Genomic DNA, 18,885 nt, shown 5'->3' on the forward strand with positions numbered 1-18,885 from the left:
GACCGCAAAAGCGGTCTGCTATTTGTCAAGGTACTCGTATTCTACCGTTTACTAATCATCTGCATTGATCACAATGAACGGAGTCTCAATCACATTTTTCGCAGCAAGCACAGCCTGACCGGTTCCCCACGGCTTTGTCCGGCCTGCCGGAAGTTCTCCTGGAATATCGTTAATATCTTGGAAAGCATAGTCAACAGTTACATTATGAGAAGAGCAAATAGCGGCAATACGATCACCGATGGCCTCTTTGAACTCCTTCCCGATATCCTTACGGATAATAAATACCACATGCTTGAAACCAGCCTCAATCGCATCGTGAATTGAGTAGTCCATGATGATATGGTTAGCATCATCGACCGGCTTCAACTATTTTATTCCTGTTCCAAATCGGCTGCCGATTCCGGCCGCCATGATAAGTAATGTTGTGTTCATAATCTCTCCTTACTGTGCTCGTGCTGCTTTAATTGGGCATACCTTAATGCACTGATAGCAACGAACACATTTACTTTCATCTATCTGTGGATATTCAAAGCCTTCTTCGTCTTCCACCATAGATATAGCTTCTTTCGGACAGATAGCATAACAGGCTGTGCATCCGCAACATTCTTCTTTTCTTTTATATAGTACCGGTATTTCTCTTTCCATATCCAATCACTCCACCGTCACACTCTTTGCAAGGTTTCTCGGCTTATCCACATCGAGGCCCTTTGCCACAGATACATAGTATCCCAGCAACTGCAGCGGAATCACGGCCAGACTGCCAATGAAATGCTCATCTACCTTTGGAACATATACAGTGAAGTTCACTTGATCTTCAATCTCGTACTTTCCATAAGTAGTCAGCCCCATCAGATAGGCCCCGCGGCTCTTGCACTCTACCATATTACTTACGGTCTTTTCATACAGTTCACTCTGAGTCAGCACACCGATGACCAGTGTTCCCTGCTCGATCAGGCTGATGGTGCCGTGCTTCAACTCACCTGCTGCGTATGCTTCGGAGTGGATGTAGCTAATTTCCTTCAGCTTCAAGCTGCCTTCCAGGCTGACTGCATAGTCGATACCACGACCAACAAAGAACACATCATGAGCGTTGGCGTACTTTGCCGCAAACCACTGGATACGCTCTTTGTCTTCCAGAATCTTCTGTATCTTCTCCGGAATAGTCTGCAGTTCAGAAATATAATAGCTGTACTGCTCATCCGTGATTTTGCCTCTGACCTTCGCAAACTGCACTGCCAGGCAGTACATAGCGGCAAGCTGTGCACTGTATGCCTTTGTCGTAGCAACAGAGATCTCCGGTCCAGCAAGTGTGTAGAACACTTTATCAGCTTCACGCGCGATGCTGCTGCCCACCACATTAACGATTGCCATTGTGGTGATGCCCTTTTCTTTTGCAAGACGCAATGCTGCCAGTGTATCCGCTGTCTCACCAGACTGGCTAACAACGATCACCAGTGCTTTCTGATTGAGCGGCATCTTACGGTAGCGGAACTCAGATGCAAGTTCCACACGCACCGGGATGTCTGCCATATCTTCCAGCACATACTGAACAGCCATGCCCACATGCCATGCAGAACCACAAGCAACAATATAAATCTGCTCGAAATTCTTAATCTCATCTTCGGTAATCTCCACGCTGGACAGATCGATAACCCCGTTCTTGATTACGGAATTAAGAGTATCCTGGACAGCTTTCGGCTGCTCATGGATCTCTTTCATCATGAAATGTTCAAAGCCGCCCTTTTCAGCCGCTTCTGCATCCCACTTGATCTCGGTGGTCTGCTTTTCGATTTCATCACCATTTAGGTCATAGAAATGAGCCTCACCCGGAACAAGTTTTGCAAACTCAAGGTTTCCAATATAATACACATTGCGAGTGTATTTCAGGATTGCCGGAACATCCGAAGCCACATAAGTTTCACCAGCCGCAATACCGATGATCATCGGGCTGTCCTTACGCGCTACCCAGATCTCGCCCGGATAGTCACGGAACATCAGCTCCAAAGCATAGGAACCACGGACACGAACCATTGTCTTCGCAATAGCATCGATGGGGCCAAGGTTATACTTCTTATAATAGTAATCAACCAGTTTAACAACTACTTCCGTATCGGTCTGGCTGTAGAAAGTGTAACCGTGCTTCAGCAGCTTTTCCTTCAGTTCGGTATAGTTCTCAATAATACCGTTATGTACACCAACGACCTCGGATTCGACCGGGCCGGAACCAGATCTGGTGCAATTACCAGATACATGCGGATGTGCATTTGTCTGGCTCGGCTCACCGTGGGTAGCCCAGCGGGTATGTCCGATACCACAGGTTCCTTTCAATGCCTTACCGCCATCTGTCTTTTCGATCAAATTGGACAGACGACCCTTTGCTTTCACGACTTGTGCCAGATTCTCTCCATCACGGACAGCCAGTCCGGCCGAATCATATCCTCTATATTCCAGTTTCGACAGACCATCCAGCAGGATCGGTGCTGCCTGTCGGTTTCCTGTAAAACCAACGATTCCACACATAGGTTTATCCCTCCCGATATTTACTTTTCTCGTCTATTATACTTTCCCTCTTATGCAAAACGACTCCGGGTAATTGCCAGAGTCGTCATTGACTTTACGCCTTATATCCCTTTTCGCAGATCACATTAACCACTTCGTCAACATACTTCTGGCAAGTATCATGATCTGGTGCTTCCACCATGACACGCACCACAGGCTCAGTGCCGGACTCACGCACCAGAATACGACCAGTATCGCCCAGTGCTTCAGCAACCTTAGACACAGCTTCCTGAACAACAGGATCATTCTGTGCAGCCTTCTTATCGGTCACACGGACATTTTCCAACACCTGCGGATAAATCTTCAGCGGTGCTGCCAGCTCACTCATCGGCTTCTTCTTAGCCAGCATGACTTCCATCATTTTCAGGCTGGTCAGAATACCATCACCAGTGCTCGCATACTTGGAGAAGATGATATGGCCGCTTTGCTCACCGCCGATACGGCAGCCATTCTTGGCCATATACTCATAAACATACTTATCGCCGACAGCGGTCTTAGCGTAACCGATACCTTGCTCATCGAAAGCCTTGTAGAGACCAAAGTTGGACATAACTGTGGTGACAACAGTATTATTTAACAGCTTACCACGTTCCTTCATGTAGCAACCGTAAATGTAAAGGATATGGTCGCCAGTGATAATATTGCCCTTTTCGTCCATGCACAGGCAACGGTCGGCATCACCATCGTAAGCAAAACCAACATCCAAGCCCTTCTCCACAACAAACTTCTGAAGGCCCTCGATATGGGTTGAACCTGCATTGTTATTGATATTCAGACCATTCGGATTATTATTGATGACATAGGTATCTGCGCCAAGCGCATCGAACACGGACTTTGCGATACTCCAGGAGCTACCATTAGCGCAATCCAAACCGACCTTGACACCCTTAAAGGAGTAGATGCCCAGCGAGATCAGGTAGCCCATGTAGCGGTTGCGACCTGCCACATAGTCCACAGTGCAGCCGATGTGCTCACGATGAGCAAAGGGCAGCTCTGGCCAGTCCTTATCAAAGACATGGAGTTTGCCATCGATGTAGGCCTCCACCAGCAGCAGAGTTTCCTCAGGCATTTTCTCGCCGTAGCAGTCGATTAGCTTGATGCCATTGTCGTAGTACGGATTGTGACTTGCGGAGATCATAATGCCGCAATCAAAGTCATCCACGCGAGCGATGTACGCCACAGATGGAGTAGTGGTAACATGGAGCAAATAGGCATCTGCACCAGAAGCGGTCAGACCAGCCACAAGGCTGTACTCGAACATATACGAGCTGCGGCGGGTATCCTTACCAATAACAACACGAGCAGGGTCGGTGTCACCGTTGCGCTCACGGAGAGCATTATAATACCAGCCTAAGAAGCGACCAACCTTATAGGCGTGATCCGCTGTTAATGTAATTCCGGCTTCTCCACGGAAGCCGTCTGTTCCAAAGTATTTAGACATTTTTTATTCTCTCTATTCTTTTTAGTGCATGTTCAACAAAAAGCCTTGATTTTACTGACTTTTCTGAACAGTTAATAAGTTACATATATCTACAAAATAGAGTTTTCTGGATATGAAGTGACTTCATGGAGTCCATTTCTGATGATTTTAGGTACAAGAAATAAAACGTCTTTGTTTCTTCTTATGAAGGCCTTCCTGTTTCCCAAATCCACCTACAGTAACTAACCTCTCATGTCTACCAGGATCACCATCCTCTGACGGGTCCTAAATTCCTTCGTTCTGCTTATCCATAGTTGGGTGCTGCTCATGCTCCTTTAGCAGGGTCGTTGCCCTATAGAAAATGTCAATGCAGCTACTGGCTCTACTTTGTCTTATATATTTTGCATTCCTGTTTCACAGCACCATTGATGGCGGACGCTTTCCTGTTTACAGTACTTTTTGCTCAGGCAGCTCCTTAGAGGGATTATCTCATAAATTTTGGATACTGAAAAACCGGTGGATTATTCATCGCTTACCAAACAACTGCACTTATAAAACCACCAAGCGTATTTTGTAATATATCAGATAACTATCTTTCATGGGAGCTGACACCTATATGAACACACAAAAATGAGAGCGGAAATTTCAGCATTCTTAGAGAGCAAGCAGTGAAAAGAAACTCAACGTCATCAAATTACTTATGATGGCGTTGAGTAGGAAAAACATTGGAAGTTAGCACCTATATCTTTTTGCTATTTTTCTCTTAGGAATTCCAAAATACTTACAGTATTCAAATCTGCTAACTGCAATTGAAAACACAACAGGTATCCCCATTCCAATTAATAAATAGATCAGCAAGTAATTTGACATTGGACAAAAACGGTTCAAAGGTTCATGTAAGAACATTATTGGAATTGTAACACTTCCCACATATTCCAAGCATAGACTTAGTCTTCCGCAATTTCGTTCTATAAATGCGCTTAGTCTCGCAATAACAAATCCATATAAAGTGGGAATAATATATACAGAAATCGGATTTTTATAAACAACAAGTTTCATATCAATTTGCCTAGAAACCCCATACTTTTCCATTAGCAGATGTTCTAATATAAGCAATCCTATAACACCTATTGCAATAACATCCAGCTTTAATGATTGTCTTTGAAATAGATCAACTATTCTATCTTTCAGAATATAGCCAACTATCAAATACGATAAAACGAGCAAGGAAACATCTGCATCAAATGGAATACCAGGACGTTTCAGCAATGAAATAGAGCCAATAATATTAGACTCAATTATTGCTGTCCCCCCTCCCACTATTCCAATGACCATTAGTTGCTTCTTGTTAAGTTTATTGAGTAATATTACTGCAACAACCAAAGCTATATATAGACTAGTTATATACCAATAGACGCCATTGATAAATCTTCCACCATATAGATAATGAATTATTCGGCTAAAATTATGTAGATGATCAAAAAACAGAAAATCTATCGCCATATAAATCAAATATGGTGTCAAAAGACGAGTTGCCTTCATTTTTGCATACGTTCCTACGTCTTCTACCTTTTTCAAAAAGCATCCTGATAAAATCAAAAATAAAGGCATATGAAAACGATACATAAAATCTGATAGGCTCTGATTTTGTGTTCCATGTCCGATTACAACACATAAAATCAGTAATCCCTTTGCAATATCAATCGATTTGTTTCTATTGTTACAACTTCCAGTTCTCATGATACTTTTATCATATGTATTTTTCTCCATGCCTACAAAAACTCCTTCATATCATTTGTTCTCTTGAAGCATCATTTTTATGTTTATTTTGAAACTCTGCCCATTTTTCTTCTATTCGCTGGTCTTCGTGCTTATACATATAGGACCAAAACTGAGGATAATCTGAGAATACTTTTTCTGAACTTTCTCTCTTTTCTTTAACATCCCAAAAACTACCAATTACTCTGGCAGGATTTCCTCCTACTACCGTCCCCTCTGGTACATCTTTTACAACAACACTCCCTGCAGCGACAATAGCATTAGGGCCAATTTTCACCCCCCCACAATCGTTGAATTTCCACCAATGAAACAATTTTCCATTACTTCAATACATTCAATGTGAGTAGCTAATACATTTTTTTCCGCTGTGTGCATTTTGCTAAATACAGTATTTATAACATCATGATTAAAAAAAGTGACTCCAGTTGCAACTTGTACATTTTCGTGTAATTTTATATACTGAGGATCATTTGGAAGCATATTAGGCTGGAATAAAACATTATCTCCAAGATAAGCAAACACTTTATTTTTACGCAAAAAATTCCATTTATATTTTGCACCAAGCAGACAGGCAACAAAATATCCAATTTTTAACTTTCTTTTTCTGTTCAATCCTTTTTTTAACATCTTATCCATAGCCATTGCAATTTCTCCGTTTTCTTAACATATTGGTTATTTACAAAGCAGTAACATTTTTAGCAGGCACTCCTACTAATATACTATTTTCTTCTTCACAATTTTTACACACCACCGCATTTGCACCAATGCGACACCCACTTACAATTTTAATGTCTCCAAATATCTTTGCTCCTGGGCCTATATAAACATTATCGCCTAAAACTGGTGGTTCTCCACCGTTTGCTCCTATATTAACGCCTACATGAACTCTCAGATTTTTTCCAATTCTGCTTCTTCCATGAATAATAATCGGTCCAACATGGGCAATGCTTAATCCTTCATCACAAACATTCATCCCAATATGAATTGAGTACAAATTCGACATCCTATAAAGATGAAATTTGTAAAATGCATATCGTAATTTGTGTCCAGTATTGAAATGATATTCTGCATTTCTCAAATTATAAATATATCCGTAAAGTACATCTTTCTCGCGTATTCCAAACGGAAGCCTTATCCCCACCCCCTGGAAAATAAATATTTTTTTCCACAGCTAAGCAATGCTTCAATTTTTCTTTTGTATCAATCATTTTGTTTCTCCATTCTCAACACACGCAGCATCTCATTTTTTGCATCAGTTTGTATTAGCACAGGATCATACGGTAACCTATTTTCATAACATTTCTTGGCATAGTCTTCCGTTTTAGTAATAAAATGAGCCGGCACCCCCCCCCCAGACTTCTCCAGCCGGAACGCTCTTTGTCACCATACTTCCTGCCGCAATTATACAATCATCGCCTACAGTTACATTAGGAAGAATAGTCGCACCAAATCCGATAAAACAATTATTGCCGATTTTAATTGGGCCGAATTTGTAAGTACCCTTATACGGACCTTTCTCACGGAAAACCCATGTGGCACCGTCATGATTAAGAAACGTCACCTTTCCAGAAATCAACACATGATCACCAATTGAAATAAGATATGGTTCGGATCCCCATATAGGATTATCGACAAATCTGCTGTCTTCCCCAACCTTGACACCAAGGGATTTCGCATATTTGATATGATTTTGCCGTTTATACAGGTCTATAATCTTATGTACTATTTTTTTTACTAACATTAACATTTAACCTTTCTGCTCATTTTGGTTTTGGCATCATAAACTAGCATAAAGAAAATAAGCACAAAACCAAGATATCCATTCATTCCATATAACACATTTATCAGACCCTTGTATGGAATAAAGCAGGCAACTATGCATCCAATCACACCGCCAGCAATTGTAATGATCCTATATTTCTTAGTTCCTTCATTCGACACTTTCCTAACGCCAGTCCATAAAAGCGGAACAGCTGACGTATAAATTCCAGCACATATAATAATTGCAAATATTTGTGCAAGAATTGGTGAAATCTGACCAGCCAAAACTAAAGCTGGAATATCAGCCGCTGCAGTCACATTGATATGTCCAATTAATGCAACGCAGCAAACTGATGCGGCTCCAAAAATGAACAGTACCGATAACAGCATTCCTAAATTTACATTTTTTAAATTGTTTTTTGACCCAATTTCTGCCAAGAATGCTGCAAACCATAAAATAACAAATCCACCATAAGAAGCTCCAGATAATAGAGGATTTCCATTTCCGACCTGCGCCATAACTGACGAATAAACACCAGCATCAACAGCTTGAACATTGCTACTGTAGTTTGGTATTCCTGTAATAGCAGTATATATCGATACAATCAATATCATCGCTATTATTATCGGTCCAACCTTCCCAAGTGTTTTTACAATTCCTTCCAGTCCCAAAATAACTGTCCCAACTACTAAAGCTGTCAATACAATTGCACCAACACCGCTTGGAAGTCCCCATTGCTGTGTACATGTAGCGTTTGCTCCACCACACATAACAACAAAACTCATATAACAGAAAAAAGCTGAAAAATAATCAAAAAACACAGCAGCTATTTTTCCAAACTTTTTTCCAAAAACGCCGCAATATATTCCAAATATATCACCACCTCTTGCTATCTTAAGACGACTTCCATTTGTGGCAAAAGAGAGATTAGTGTAGATATAGATACCGGCAACTACTAAAATGACCCAAAAAAATCTCGAACCGTAAGATGCTTCATACTGGAGCACCTCCTGCATGGTTGCAAATCCTGCTCCTATATAAAAAGAAATGCACGCTCCACAAATTGATAAAATTTGAAATAATTTCTTATTCATTACTTATTATACACACATATGATCTATCCGTAATATATAGATCTTCCTTTCCGCCAAAATAAACTCATCTTTTAATCTTTTCCATCATCCATGCAAGAACAGGTTTAAAATCGTTCTTCCCGATATAGTATTTACAATTTGATTGTCTTAAATCATTAAGCCATTTTGTTAAACTAATTTGTTTAGTCTTAACTCTCGTTCGATAATCATACACTTCAACCATCGCAGTAAATTTATCCGGAACCTTTTTCTCTCTATCTTTTAACTTGACATTATTTTCCATGGCTTCAATCCACATTATTGGCAGTGGCATTTTTGCGCATGTTGATGCATAGCTCCATGTTGAATTTCTGAAATTTATTTCACCAAAATAGAATTTATCATCCTGATCAATTAAAAATTCTATTTCCATAATTCCCTCAAAACCAATTTCTCGAATCATTGCTTCCAGTTTCGACTTTAAATCTTCGTCTTTGAAATTAGTTACCGTCATATATGGGCTATATGTATCCGGCAGAATATAATTATATGTGGATGCAATAGTCACACAAAAATTTGTTCCTTTATTAGCACTGACAGCTTCCAGAGCCAACTCATTTTTTTTGTGTATATATTTTTGAAGCATTACACGAGAACTACGAATATGCTTGTATGCCTCCTCAAGTTCCTCTTGATTATTACATATAAATACATCCTTCTTCCAAGCACCGATTGTTGAAATAGCAGCTTTAGTAATCAAGGGATACTCTAATCCTTCTGGTATCTCCCCTTTGTCAACAACAACATTTTTCAGAACCGGAATCCCATGTTTCTCCGCAAGTTGAAGGATTGTGTCTTTACCCATGTAGTGCGTAATTCTATCTTTGTATCCGGCATTATAGAATATAAACTTGTCCTTAATCAAATCATATTTATGGTCAAGAAAGCTAGTTGTGATATCATCAGATGTAAATATATATGGCTTTTCCCTTTCATTTCCATATTCCTTTAGGAGGATTTCGTAACCCTCCTCTCTGTTTTTGACATAATAAACTTTCTGCAAATATTTACTCTTAGACGCTAGTTTTTCTTTACTATTTATAAAAATGCCAATGGATTTGATTCCACTCTCTCCTAAACTCCTTATAACTCCCAACGGATTGTAATGTTCTTCAGCAAAAACGATACATTTATGATTAGTCACCATATTATCACTCTCCCAATTCTTCATTTCCTGAATTTTTCGACTACCATCTTTAAAATATACTCAAATGGTTCAAAATGCAGGATATAAGATACTAATATATAATAAATCGCTCCAATTACAATTTGTGCAATCAGTAAAAAAAACGTCTTAAGTTCTAGCAATCCAACGCAATACACAATAATTCCCATTGATACTGCCACAAGGAGACTTGGCCCAATATCTAACACTTGCTCTTTGTATGAATATCCTATACATTTTTTCACATATTTCATAAACAATCCCAAACTTACAATCTCCGTAAGTAACGCTCCTACCGCAATCATAAGCACACTCTTCATTGCAAATACAGCCACAAGCAATAATACAACATCTGTTACATTTACTGTAATCATTATTTTTAAAGTTATATCACTTCTCCCTGTGGACATAATCGCTTGCTGACATGTTGTAGTCAAGGGTCTTACTAAAAAAACTAATGTTAGAATCTGAAGATATGGTACACATGGAAGCCATTTTTCTGATAGAATTACCTGAACGAATTCGTTTGCTACTGCAATTAATCCAATTAGAAGTGGTGCAAGTAAGTATGTACTTGTTCTTATAGACCTTCTGCATATGGTACGCATTCGATTCAAATCATCCTGACTTTTTGAAAGTACAGGGAATATCACATTGCTAATGGATGTATTTATATTAGTCACTAAAAGATTCGGGAATTTTTTACCTTGATCATAGTACGCCAGATCTGCGGATCCAAACTGTTTACCAATAATAAGGCTTCGCAAGTCTCCTTCGATAGTATACACAACAGTTGTTAGTAACACTTTCCATCCATAAGAAAGCATTGACTTTGCTCTTCTCCAGGAAAACTGTAGTCTCGGTTTCCAGTCATTTGTAATAAGCAAAACCATCGTATCAATAAAGCTGTTTGTCAAATATTGTGCTACCAATGACCATGCTCCCATCCCCCTATATGCCATAGATATACCAACCACAGCCGATATAACTGTACCAAAGGAAGTCGAAACGAAGAAACGTCTAAACAGCATTCGTTTCTGAATCCATGCACGCTGAATACTATTAACACCAGAAATCAGCAGTCGTAATCCAAGTACTCTTAAAATTGGACGTATGATGTCCATATCGTAAAAATCCGCAATAGCTGGAGCCGCAAAAAAAATAATCACATATAGAAAAAATGATGTTGCAACACTACAACACAGCATTGTATTTACATCTAATTCATCCGCATCTTTTTTCTGCACAATTGCGTTTCCAAATCCACCCGAAACGATTGCATCACAAAATGTGATAAATATCATCACGATAGATATTACTCCATAGTTTTCAGGATCAAGAAGTCTTGCTAATACAACGGACACAACAAGTGATACCAACTGTGCCATTATTCTTTCGCCGTAAGACCAAAACAGCCCTCCTGCTACTTTTTGTTTGTTACTTTCCATTTTTCATACTAGTCCTCTACTTGATAATCTGATAATTTACAACCCATGTACCCTTTTTGCTTTGCATATGCAAACAACTTCTCGATACACTCATATAACTCTTCAATACTTTTCTCATCTGGAAATGAAGGACTTCCCCCTGGCATCATCTCCGAAGAATGAAGCATAAACATAGCATAATCGCTATCATTACTAACAATATCTAATACTTTCTTAAGAGCAATAAAAGATGGATTTTTAGTGGGTCTCAACCAAGCATAACGAATTCTATTACTCCATTTCAATTCATGTGCAATCCCGTAAATGGAACGCATTGCATCCGTGGCAATGTATTTCATCGGTCGAACAGAAACAGGCACTTCCATAATTCCATCATATATTTCATATGGTTTTGTTGGACAATTACTATAATCAGAACCCGGTTTTCCTGTTGATCCAACACAAATTTCCCAATTCATAAACGGTGTAACAGAACAATCATACTTGTATCCATACTTCTTTAATAATTTGAAATAGGTGTCATCCGTTGACCAACGTCCACTTCTATGTGAAAGCATCTTAGTAGAAAAAGTGTTTTCCAATTTTTCGGTAATAACACGAATCTTTTCGTCCATAATGTTTTCCGGATACTCAAATAAATAATCCCTCTGATCATTTACTTTTTTCAATGGATACTCTGGTGGATTATTCCATGCATGAAGATGCATTCCAATTTCACAGGTATCCCTTCTCAAACAGTCTGTCATGTATTCTATGTAAAATGGATCTTCTGCCATTTCATAGTTTGTTAACCATGTGGGCTTAAATCCGAATTTCTCCGCAAGTTCCTGAAATCGCGGGATAAACCGTGCATTCTCTGTTGAACAAGGCGCATCCGGATTCCACTGCCCATCGCCTTCTGTATCAATTGTAATAATAAATTTTTTCACCATGCTAGTTCTCCTTTCAAACTAATTTTCAAACAAACCGTCTGCAAGGAAATCTCTCGATGAATGATTGCTTATTTTCTTTGCAGGCACCCTCCCTAAGGTGATTTTATCTTCCGAGAAAGATTTTGTAACCACTGCATTAGCACTCACAGCAATATCATTTCCAAGATGCACAGCTCCAATTACTTTTGCACCAGTAGCAAGGAAACAGTTGTCACCAATAATTGCAGCCTGTCCATTTTTTCCTGTTGCTCCAATGGTCACGCCCTCATGAATACGACAATTTTTTCCAATTCTTGCCGTATCGTTTACCACAATAGCTCCACAATGAGCAATTGACAATCCAGGTCCAAAACAATTGATTGGAATGGAAAATCCTCCACATTTTGCAACCAATCTGTATAGCCTTCTTTTATAAATAGAACTAATCTTTTTCAACTTGCCCGGCATACAGTTGCAATAGTACTCTGCCTTTCTGAGCAAAATTTCAAATTTCCAAATATTGTCTTTTTGCAACACAAAACCAGCTGGGCGCTTTAATGCAATACGGTCTTGTTCCAAATAATATAATAAATCTTCTTTACTTTGTATCGACATCTCGCTTCTCCTCATACGCCGAATAATACTTTAAATATATTTCCTTCATTTTTTTACTCATATTATGCACTTCATAATCTTCAATGGAAGCTACCGCCGTATTTTTATAAGAATCGTTCAGTAACGCATTACACCATGTCTCCGAAGTAGCATTTTTCCCCAGCTTTTGTGTCTGCTGCAAAAGAACACTTTCTTTTGGAACACCAGCAGACAAAACACACCTCGTTCCACATGCCTGCGCTTCAATTGCTACCAATGATGAGGATTCTGTATCAGATGTAACTGCCAAAACATCAGCCGCACAATAAAGTTTTGTTACATCAGCGATGTTACCAAGAAATCTAACAGATTTTTCTACGCCAAGTTTCTTTGCTAAATGAATAAGCCTATCTTTTTCTTCACCATCTCCAGCAATTATTAGAATCGATTCAGATTGTACTTGGTGAACTTTCGCAAAAGCTTCTAGCAGTAGGTCAAATTTCTTGATCGAGTTTAATCTTCCTACTCCAATTATGACAAATAAATTATCTTCTAGACCAAATACTTCTCTTCCTTCATGTTTAGAGCAGCATTTTCTCCTGATTTGTTCTATGTCTATACCATTACGAACAACTTCATACTTTGTAATACCATACCATTCTTTTGCTTCTTCTACCTGTGCCTCTGTGACACAAATAGGGATTACATTTTGACATTGAAAAGCATTTGAAATAATTTTTTTAATTTTTCCTGTATAACGATATGGACTGCTATGCAATGTATCAAATCGAACTGGAACTTTATTTTTTATAATTCCTGGCATCGTTACACCAAGGAGTGCTGAAATATGCACATGTACAACATCGGGGTTATAATCTTTAATTACTTGATCCCATACTTTTTTTGAAACTGGTCTCTGGAAAAATCTTTTGATATATGGAATCTGTAATTTTGTTATTGGATTATTCAAATAAACAACATTGTACCCCTCTCTTTTAATCTCTTGATCATACTTCGAAGTTGTTGGTTTTGTATATACATATAACTTGATTTCAATATCTGGATCATTATTGAAGTCTCTCAGGTAATTAATTACTACCTGCTGAGCTCCCCCATCTCCCATTGACCAAATCATATGCATTACTTTAATTTTTTTTTGCATTTTCTTCTATCCTTCATCTCTTCTACCTGCCACCTGCGTAATTAGCCATACATTTAGACTATAAATCAACAAGTCATCATTAAATGATACAATTCCGTTATTTCCATTATAAAATGCCATTAAAACAAGCATGCATATAAATACACTCCATTTTTTTGATAACAGTACTTGTACTCCCGGTTTGATAAAATACATCAAATATTGAACAACTGTAAATACAATTCCACAAACGAATGACCATTGTAAAAATGGATATTCCAGTGCCGCAACCATTGCTACATCACCGTATTTAAAAGCATGTCCTTCCATCATTTTGAAATCGACAATACCCTTTAACATTAAGGTTTCGAGTGATGAATTTCTTGCGGTTGACAAATCACCCGCTGCAAGCCCGTCCATAATACGTGATATAATTAAATCGAACGTGCCTGTTATATACAGTCCCAAAAATAACACAAGGATTGCTATCATATATTTAGCTTTTTTCAATCCTATATTACATAACAAAAGAAGCAAAATAGCCAACATCAAGCCAGACTTACTTCCACATATAGCAATTCCAAACAAAGCTGTAAAAACATCCAAAATATATGTGGAATTTTGCTTTCCATATTCATCTTTTTTTATTGTCGTCCATATTAGCAGCATTAGAAAAAAAGCTGCATTTTCTAGTGCATGACCGTAAAAAGAAACAAATCTTCCTGACCTAATGAGAGAAAGCAAAGTATTACTTTGATATACATTAACCCATAAATTCTGGATGGTATTACCTAAAAGTTTGTCTAAGATCCAGAATATGCACATCAACCGACATACTATCTGAAGCACTTTTAGCCACGCATCTGAATAGCGATTAATTTTATCTACATCAACTATTTTTGTACATATAAAAATTGCAGGGAATATATATACGAATAGCAATAAAATTCGTCTTACACTACTCCACTCATTTCCTTTTATATAGAAAAGCAAAAAGGTAGCAACAACTGTATAACAAAACCATACTGCTGCATTAAATATACCTTTCTTATACTTTGTCGGAAGAATGAGAACATTTTTTTGACTACCATAAATCAAACCAAAATAAACCAAAAAATTAATCAATGCCAATGATCCTAATATACGTTCCCTTAATATATATGGAAAAACAAAAATTCCTACGCAAAATGTAATTATTGGTATATCTTGTTTTCTTATCCTTAAATGCGCCATTAATACTTTCCTCTCAAATATCACACTCTAAATAGTACATTTTTCCATTCTTCAAAAATATATGGATCTGTTAATTTTTTCCCTGTTAAATATGCATTTTTCCCAAGTGTTTCACCTCTACCAATGACGAGCTGCTTCATTGCTTTTTTCATACCTTCGACATCATTTACATCTATAAGTAAACCGTTCTCACCGTTACGAATCAATTCTCTTGGTCCCCCCGAAGGACAGTCAGTCGAAATAACAGGCATTCCCATGCACATTGCCTCAATCAATGCATTTGGCATGCCTTCATAGTCTGAAGAAAGAATGAAAGCAGCAGAATCATTAATGGCATTAAGAACATCTTTGTTTCTTCCAGGTAAAGACACCGAGCCTTCGAGATTAAGTTGTTTAATGAGCTTTTCAAGATTAGTGCGCTCTTTTCCTTCTCCGTAAATAATCAATTGATAATCTTTTTCTTCTTTGTGAAATTCCGAGAAAGCCTTAATTAGCATCGGGAAATTCTTTTGCGGTTCCAAACGCCCCACAGCCGCAAACACCTTTTTTCTTTCACCTGTGTATGGTTCTGGAATTCTCGTTGCATCCACTGGATTTTGCAAAACAACCCCTTTTTTCTGTATATGCTCTGAAAAAAACAATTTCGCCATTTCTGTCTGAAAAATTATGCCTTTTGCAAATGGATAAGCCAATTTTCTTAAAAATCGTGTGATTTTCACATTTGGCATGACCCATGGGTTATTTCTCTCAGAAACATAGACTGGAATTCCTGTACCTATCAATGCTAAAATTGCATAAATGCCCGTATCTTCCGGCATAGTCAATACAACATCTGGCTTATTTTCTTGAATAACACTTCTGATTTTTTTATATCTCAGTACTCTATCAATTGCTTTATTATCTGATTTTTTCCCAATTGCAACAACTTTAACTTTTTCATCGAGCGGATACATGACTTCTCGTTTATCGGTAGTAACTATTCTGCAACTGACATTCTGTTCAGCAAAATAATTAGCCAGCTGGGCAATTACTCTTTCTGCTCCACCGGAAGTCATTGCTTTAGTTATAATATCTATTTTTTTCATGATTCCTCCATTACAAACGGCTGAATCACAAATTATTCAGCACCTTTGTGATATCTATATACTTGCTCTTTCCAAAAGGCTCATAAGAAGCCATTATAAACTCGTGCTTGGGGAACTGGTGAATAACCGTGTACCCCCCATTTTCATTTGGCCAGTGCTTACAAGTAAAGAACACCTTATTCTTAAAAGGCGTCTCCATAAACTTGTTCACTTCTGTCTCTGTGCAACCATTTTGGTCGTTAAACTTCACCAGTAACTTATTCCAGTTAATTCTCTGCACTCGACGTTCCCATTTTTCTCTTGCTTCCTGCTCACTATGGTAATGTAAGAAGAAGATTTCAATCGAATTTTTCCCATTAGACAAAACGCCCACAGGATACGAACCAAATCTCTTATCTCCTGAAATCTGCGGCATATCTTTCCAACGAGATTCTTCAGACTTGATAAAAGTCAATTTTCCATTGACATAGCCTTTTAAGTCAGACAAGAATTCAATATAATCTTTTGCAATAAAGAACATTCCAACCGTAGGCGATTCTTTGGGCAGGTTGTAACTTTCATAAATCATCCCACCCCAACAGTTATTAGAGATAATCGTGAAATCTGTAGATTTCAGATGCTTTTTTCTATGGTTTGCCAAACCAATTCGCCAGAATTTTAATACTTTTAGTCTCAATCCTTCATACGTCATTTATCTTCCCTCACACGCATTTACATAAATTTGACGCAACTTATCAGCATTTTGTTCTATGTCGTACCCTTTTTCTTTAATTAAAGCTATATTGTTCGTTGAGTCTTCTTCTCTGTTTCTTGTCTTATATCCCAGCTTTTTTACTGCTTCTGCCCACGGAGCAGTAGAATCTATTGGCAGAAAAACACTGCTCCCCGTCAAGTCAGCCTCTTTTGCTACCGTATTCGATACAGCACAAATAAGACCTGCCGCTTGTGCCTCTACCAAAACCACTGGCAGTCCCTCATGTAATGACGGGAGTAAAAACAAATCCATTGCCTGAAGATAATCTGATACCTTCAAGGTTTTTCCTAAAAATATTACTGCATCATCCAATCCTAGAGAATGCACTTTGTCCTTAATTATAGGCATCAGCATTCCATCGCTAATTAAAATCAATTTATATTTTGGATTCTCACTATGTACTTCTGCAAAAATATCAATCAAAAAAGAATGATTTTTTTGCTCAATAAAGTTTCCGACATGACCAAGCAATACTTCATCATCTTGTATTCCAAGCGCTTTTCGTACCGTATTACGCTTTTCTTCAGAGAATGCATAATCTTTTGTTTGAATCCCATTGTTTAAAACAGTAAATTTCTTATCTCTATACAACCACTTTCCAGCATCTTCACCACATGCCAACCTAGTTGTACATAATTCTGAAAATATTGGCCACAACAGGTTATGCATGAATGGATGCATTGTTGCAGTATTGTGTGAATGCGTAATTCGAACTTTTACTCCTCCAAGCGCTACTGCAAATAGTTCGATTGCCATATTTGCACTGTTACCATGTATATGAACAATGTTGTATTTTTCTTTACGGCAAAGCTCCAAGATTTTGCAAAAATAATTAACAATATTTTTCTTATGAAATACATAGCATCTCAGATGACTTTCCTCGAAAAAGCTACGGTATTCATCACTAGGTTCATCAATAGCAACAAAATCCATCTGAAGATTTTTCTTATCCATAGCCTGATAATAATTCTTTATTACCGCCGATATACCGTTCAGTTTGAATCTAACCGTATTAATCACTAAAACTTTCATTATTTACTTTCATCCCAAAATGCTTTCAAGTGATTTCCTGCATTACAATGAAGCACTTCACCAGAAATGCATTTCGAGGCATCACTCAAAAGGAAACATGCAACTTCTGCTACTTCCTCCGGGAGGAAAGTCCTGCCGGAAGCACAATTTCTATACAGATTACCATCACTTGACTCAGCATAATCTCTTGTCATTTCCGTAAGAGTAACACCCGGTGCGATTGCATTCACACGAATTCCTTGCTGGTATACTCTTCTTGAAAACGCACCAACCATGCTGTTTAATGCTGCATTTGTCATCCCATACGGAATATCATATACTTGATCACCCGTTTCAGATGTTATATACAGTAGTTCTGCATTTGGCTGTCCTTCCTTCGTTTTCATTTCAAGAAAAGCCTTTCCCAGGAAGTAGCCCGCACGAAACTTAGTGTTAAACTGTTTATCGAATCCCTCTACAGTCACATTCGTATAAATATTTTCGTGCAAAGACACTCCGGCATTGCTGACTAAACAGTCAATCCTGCCACCCAACAGTTCTTTTACCTTTTCCAAGAACTCCTTGCTATGGGCTACATCGCAGACATCTGCAACCACGGTCTTGCAATTGCTATTTCCGAGTTTCTCTGCTGCAGCATTCAATTTATCAGCATTTCTTCCGGATATAACAACTTGTGCACCCTCAGAGATGAATTTTTTAGCCATTGCAAATCCAAGGCCACTTCCTCCTCCGGTAATGACAATCTTTTTGTCCTTCAAAATGCTGCCTAATTGAATCTGTCCAACATTTACCTGTACAAATGCATCTGGCTGAGATGCCAAAATAAACTTTGCAATTTTCCTGATAATTCTTTTATAGCCCATACCGTA

19 protein-coding genes and 2 pseudogenes are annotated in these 18,885 nt (G+C 38.3%); all 21 read right to left on the reverse strand.

Annotated features, from left to right (window positions below):
• Positions 1-54: 54 nt before the first annotated feature.
• Positions 55-432: pseudogene (locus DWZ44_RS07560) on the reverse strand (sugar phosphate nucleotidyltransferase); the annotation flags it as partial.
• Between the two features lie 9 nt (positions 433-441).
• Positions 442-645 carry a 4Fe-4S binding protein gene (locus DWZ44_RS07565; protein WP_117804567.1) on the reverse strand — a complete coding sequence of 68 codons (204 nt, stop codon included), beginning with the start codon at positions 643-645 and terminating at the stop codon, positions 442-444.
• A gap of 6 nt (positions 646-651) precedes the next feature.
• The gene (gene glmS, locus DWZ44_RS07570; protein ID WP_117804568.1) at positions 652-2,520 is read right to left on the reverse strand and encodes a glutamine--fructose-6-phosphate transaminase (isomerizing); all 1,869 of its coding nucleotides are present in this window, start codon (positions 2,518-2,520) and stop codon (positions 652-654) included.
• A gap of 94 nt (positions 2,521-2,614) precedes the next feature.
• Complete coding sequence (gene glmM / locus DWZ44_RS07575; RefSeq protein WP_117804569.1) at positions 2,615-4,000, reverse strand: phosphoglucosamine mutase; 1,386 nt, start codon at positions 3,998-4,000, stop codon at positions 2,615-2,617.
• 711 nt (positions 4,001-4,711) lie between these two features.
• Positions 4,712-5,749, reverse strand: a complete 1,038-nt coding sequence (locus DWZ44_RS07580) for an acyltransferase family protein (protein ID WP_117804570.1) — start codon at positions 5,747-5,749, stop codon at positions 4,712-4,714.
• A 187-nt stretch (positions 5,750-5,936) separates the two neighbouring features.
• A pseudogene (locus tag DWZ44_RS19505) lies at positions 5,937-6,038 on the reverse strand (sugar O-acetyltransferase); the annotation flags it as partial.
• Positions 6,032-6,400: a hypothetical protein gene (locus DWZ44_RS19145; RefSeq protein ID WP_117804572.1), complete on the reverse strand. Its 369-nt coding sequence runs from the start codon at positions 6,398-6,400 to the stop codon at positions 6,032-6,034. The pseudogene DWZ44_RS19505 and the gene DWZ44_RS19145, both read right to left, overlap by 7 nt.
• A 34-nt stretch (positions 6,401-6,434) precedes the next feature.
• A complete protein-coding gene (locus DWZ44_RS07595) occupies positions 6,435-6,752 on the reverse strand; it encodes a serine O-acetyltransferase (protein ID WP_158565847.1) in 318 nt (105 codons plus the stop codon).
• A gap of 85 nt (positions 6,753-6,837) precedes the next feature.
• On the reverse strand, positions 6,838-6,966 hold the full coding sequence (locus DWZ44_RS18990) for a hypothetical protein (protein ID WP_256372546.1): 129 nt from the start codon (positions 6,964-6,966) through the stop codon (positions 6,838-6,840).
• A 113-nt stretch (positions 6,967-7,079) separates the two neighbouring features.
• The gene (locus DWZ44_RS07600; protein ID WP_117804574.1) at positions 7,080-7,505 is read right to left on the reverse strand and encodes an acyltransferase; all 426 of its coding nucleotides are present in this window, start codon (positions 7,503-7,505) and stop codon (positions 7,080-7,082) included.
• Positions 7,499-8,614, reverse strand: a complete 1,116-nt coding sequence (locus DWZ44_RS07605; protein WP_117804575.1) for a YkvI family membrane protein — start codon at positions 8,612-8,614, stop codon at positions 7,499-7,501. Before DWZ44_RS07605 ends, DWZ44_RS07600 begins: the two co-directional genes overlap by 7 nt.
• A 64-nt stretch (positions 8,615-8,678) precedes the next feature.
• Complete coding sequence (locus DWZ44_RS07610) at positions 8,679-9,800, reverse strand: ATP-grasp domain-containing protein (protein WP_117804576.1); 1,122 nt, start codon at positions 9,798-9,800, stop codon at positions 8,679-8,681.
• Between the two features lie 20 nt (positions 9,801-9,820).
• Positions 9,821-11,266 carry a lipopolysaccharide biosynthesis protein gene (locus tag DWZ44_RS07615; protein WP_117804577.1) on the reverse strand — a complete coding sequence of 482 codons (1,446 nt, stop codon included), beginning with the start codon at positions 11,264-11,266 and terminating at the stop codon, positions 9,821-9,823.
• 8 nt (positions 11,267-11,274) lie between these two features.
• Positions 11,275-12,198 (reverse strand): deacetylase, encoded by a 924-nt coding sequence (locus tag DWZ44_RS07620; RefSeq protein WP_117804578.1) that lies wholly within the window; start codon positions 12,196-12,198, stop codon positions 11,275-11,277.
• 18 nt (positions 12,199-12,216) lie between these two features.
• Positions 12,217-12,792 (reverse strand): serine acetyltransferase, encoded by a 576-nt coding sequence (locus DWZ44_RS07625; protein ID WP_117804579.1) that lies wholly within the window; start codon positions 12,790-12,792, stop codon positions 12,217-12,219.
• The gene (locus DWZ44_RS07630; protein WP_117804580.1) at positions 12,776-13,933 is read right to left on the reverse strand and encodes a glycosyltransferase; all 1,158 of its coding nucleotides are present in this window, start codon (positions 13,931-13,933) and stop codon (positions 12,776-12,778) included. Before DWZ44_RS07630 ends, DWZ44_RS07625 begins: the two co-directional genes overlap by 17 nt.
• Before the next feature lie 6 nt (positions 13,934-13,939).
• A complete protein-coding gene (locus tag DWZ44_RS07635; protein WP_117804581.1) occupies positions 13,940-15,145 on the reverse strand; it encodes a hypothetical protein in 1,206 nt (401 codons plus the stop codon).
• 20 nt (positions 15,146-15,165) lie between these two features.
• Positions 15,166-16,230 (reverse strand): glycosyltransferase family 4 protein, encoded by a 1,065-nt coding sequence (locus DWZ44_RS07640; RefSeq protein ID WP_117804582.1) that lies wholly within the window; start codon positions 16,228-16,230, stop codon positions 15,166-15,168.
• A gap of 25 nt (positions 16,231-16,255) precedes the next feature.
• A complete protein-coding gene (locus DWZ44_RS07645; protein ID WP_117804583.1) occupies positions 16,256-16,921 on the reverse strand; it encodes a DUF1919 domain-containing protein in 666 nt (221 codons plus the stop codon).
• Positions 16,922-18,016, reverse strand: a complete 1,095-nt coding sequence (locus tag DWZ44_RS07650) for a glycosyltransferase family 1 protein (RefSeq protein ID WP_117804584.1) — start codon at positions 18,014-18,016, stop codon at positions 16,922-16,924.
• A complete protein-coding gene (locus DWZ44_RS07655; protein ID WP_117804585.1) occupies positions 18,016-18,879 on the reverse strand; it encodes an SDR family NAD(P)-dependent oxidoreductase in 864 nt (287 codons plus the stop codon). The genes DWZ44_RS07650 and DWZ44_RS07655 overlap by 1 nt, the downstream gene beginning before the upstream one ends.
• Positions 18,880-18,885: the final 6 nt, after the last annotated feature.

Origin of the sequence: Blautia sp. AF32-4BH, from assembly GCF_003460565.1 — a bacterium.
Taxonomy (GTDB): Bacteria; Bacillota; Clostridia; order Lachnospirales; family Lachnospiraceae; genus Fusicatenibacter; species Fusicatenibacter saccharivorans.

What these genes read in the sequence shown, in the direction of transcription:
- DWZ44_RS07645 (WP_117804583.1), bottom strand. Translation starts at nt 16,921, where the DNA reads ATGACGTATGAAGGATTGAGACTAAAAGTATTAAAATTCTGGCGAATT.
- DWZ44_RS07625 (WP_117804579.1), bottom strand. Translation starts at nt 12,792, where the DNA reads ATGTCGATACAAAGTAAAGAAGATTTATTATATTATTTGGAACAAGAC.
- DWZ44_RS07600 (WP_117804574.1), bottom strand. Translation starts at nt 7,505, where the DNA reads ATGTTAATGTTAGTAAAAAAAATAGTACATAAGATTATAGACCTGTAT.
- DWZ44_RS07615 (WP_117804577.1), bottom strand. Translation starts at nt 11,266, where the DNA reads ATGGAAAGTAACAAACAAAAAGTAGCAGGAGGGCTGTTTTGGTCTTAC.
- DWZ44_RS07605 (WP_117804575.1), bottom strand. Translation starts at nt 8,614, where the DNA reads ATGAATAAGAAATTATTTCAAATTTTATCAATTTGTGGAGCGTGCATT.
- DWZ44_RS07620 (WP_117804578.1), bottom strand. Translation starts at nt 12,198, where the DNA reads ATGGTGAAAAAATTTATTATTACAATTGATACAGAAGGCGATGGGCAG.
- DWZ44_RS07630 (WP_117804580.1), bottom strand. Translation starts at nt 13,933, where the DNA reads ATGCAAAAAAAAATTAAAGTAATGCATATGATTTGGTCAATGGGAGAT.
- DWZ44_RS19145 (WP_117804572.1), bottom strand. Translation starts at nt 6,400, where the DNA reads ATGGCTATGGATAAGATGTTAAAAAAAGGATTGAACAGAAAAAGAAAG.
- DWZ44_RS18990 (WP_256372546.1), bottom strand. Translation starts at nt 6,966, where the DNA reads ATGATTGATACAAAAGAAAAATTGAAGCATTGCTTAGCTGTGGAAAAA.
- DWZ44_RS07655 (WP_117804585.1), bottom strand. Translation starts at nt 18,879, where the DNA reads ATGGGCTATAAAAGAATTATCAGGAAAATTGCAAAGTTTATTTTGGCA.
- glmS (WP_117804568.1), bottom strand. Translation starts at nt 2,520, where the DNA reads ATGTGTGGAATCGTTGGTTTTACAGGAAACCGACAGGCAGCACCGATC.
- DWZ44_RS07635 (WP_117804581.1), bottom strand. Translation starts at nt 15,145, where the DNA reads ATGGCGCATTTAAGGATAAGAAAACAAGATATACCAATAATTACATTT.
- glmM (WP_117804569.1), bottom strand. Translation starts at nt 4,000, where the DNA reads ATGTCTAAATACTTTGGAACAGACGGCTTCCGTGGAGAAGCCGGAATT.
- DWZ44_RS07565 (WP_117804567.1), bottom strand. Translation starts at nt 645, where the DNA reads ATGGAAAGAGAAATACCGGTACTATATAAAAGAAAAGAAGAATGTTGC.
- DWZ44_RS07650 (WP_117804584.1), bottom strand. Translation starts at nt 18,016, where the DNA reads ATGAAAGTTTTAGTGATTAATACGGTTAGATTCAAACTGAACGGTATA.
- DWZ44_RS07580 (WP_117804570.1), bottom strand. Translation starts at nt 5,749, where the DNA reads ATGGAGAAAAATACATATGATAAAAGTATCATGAGAACTGGAAGTTGT.
- DWZ44_RS07640 (WP_117804582.1), bottom strand. Translation starts at nt 16,230, where the DNA reads ATGAAAAAAATAGATATTATAACTAAAGCAATGACTTCCGGTGGAGCA.
- DWZ44_RS07610 (WP_117804576.1), bottom strand. Translation starts at nt 9,800, where the DNA reads ATGGTGACTAATCATAAATGTATCGTTTTTGCTGAAGAACATTACAAT.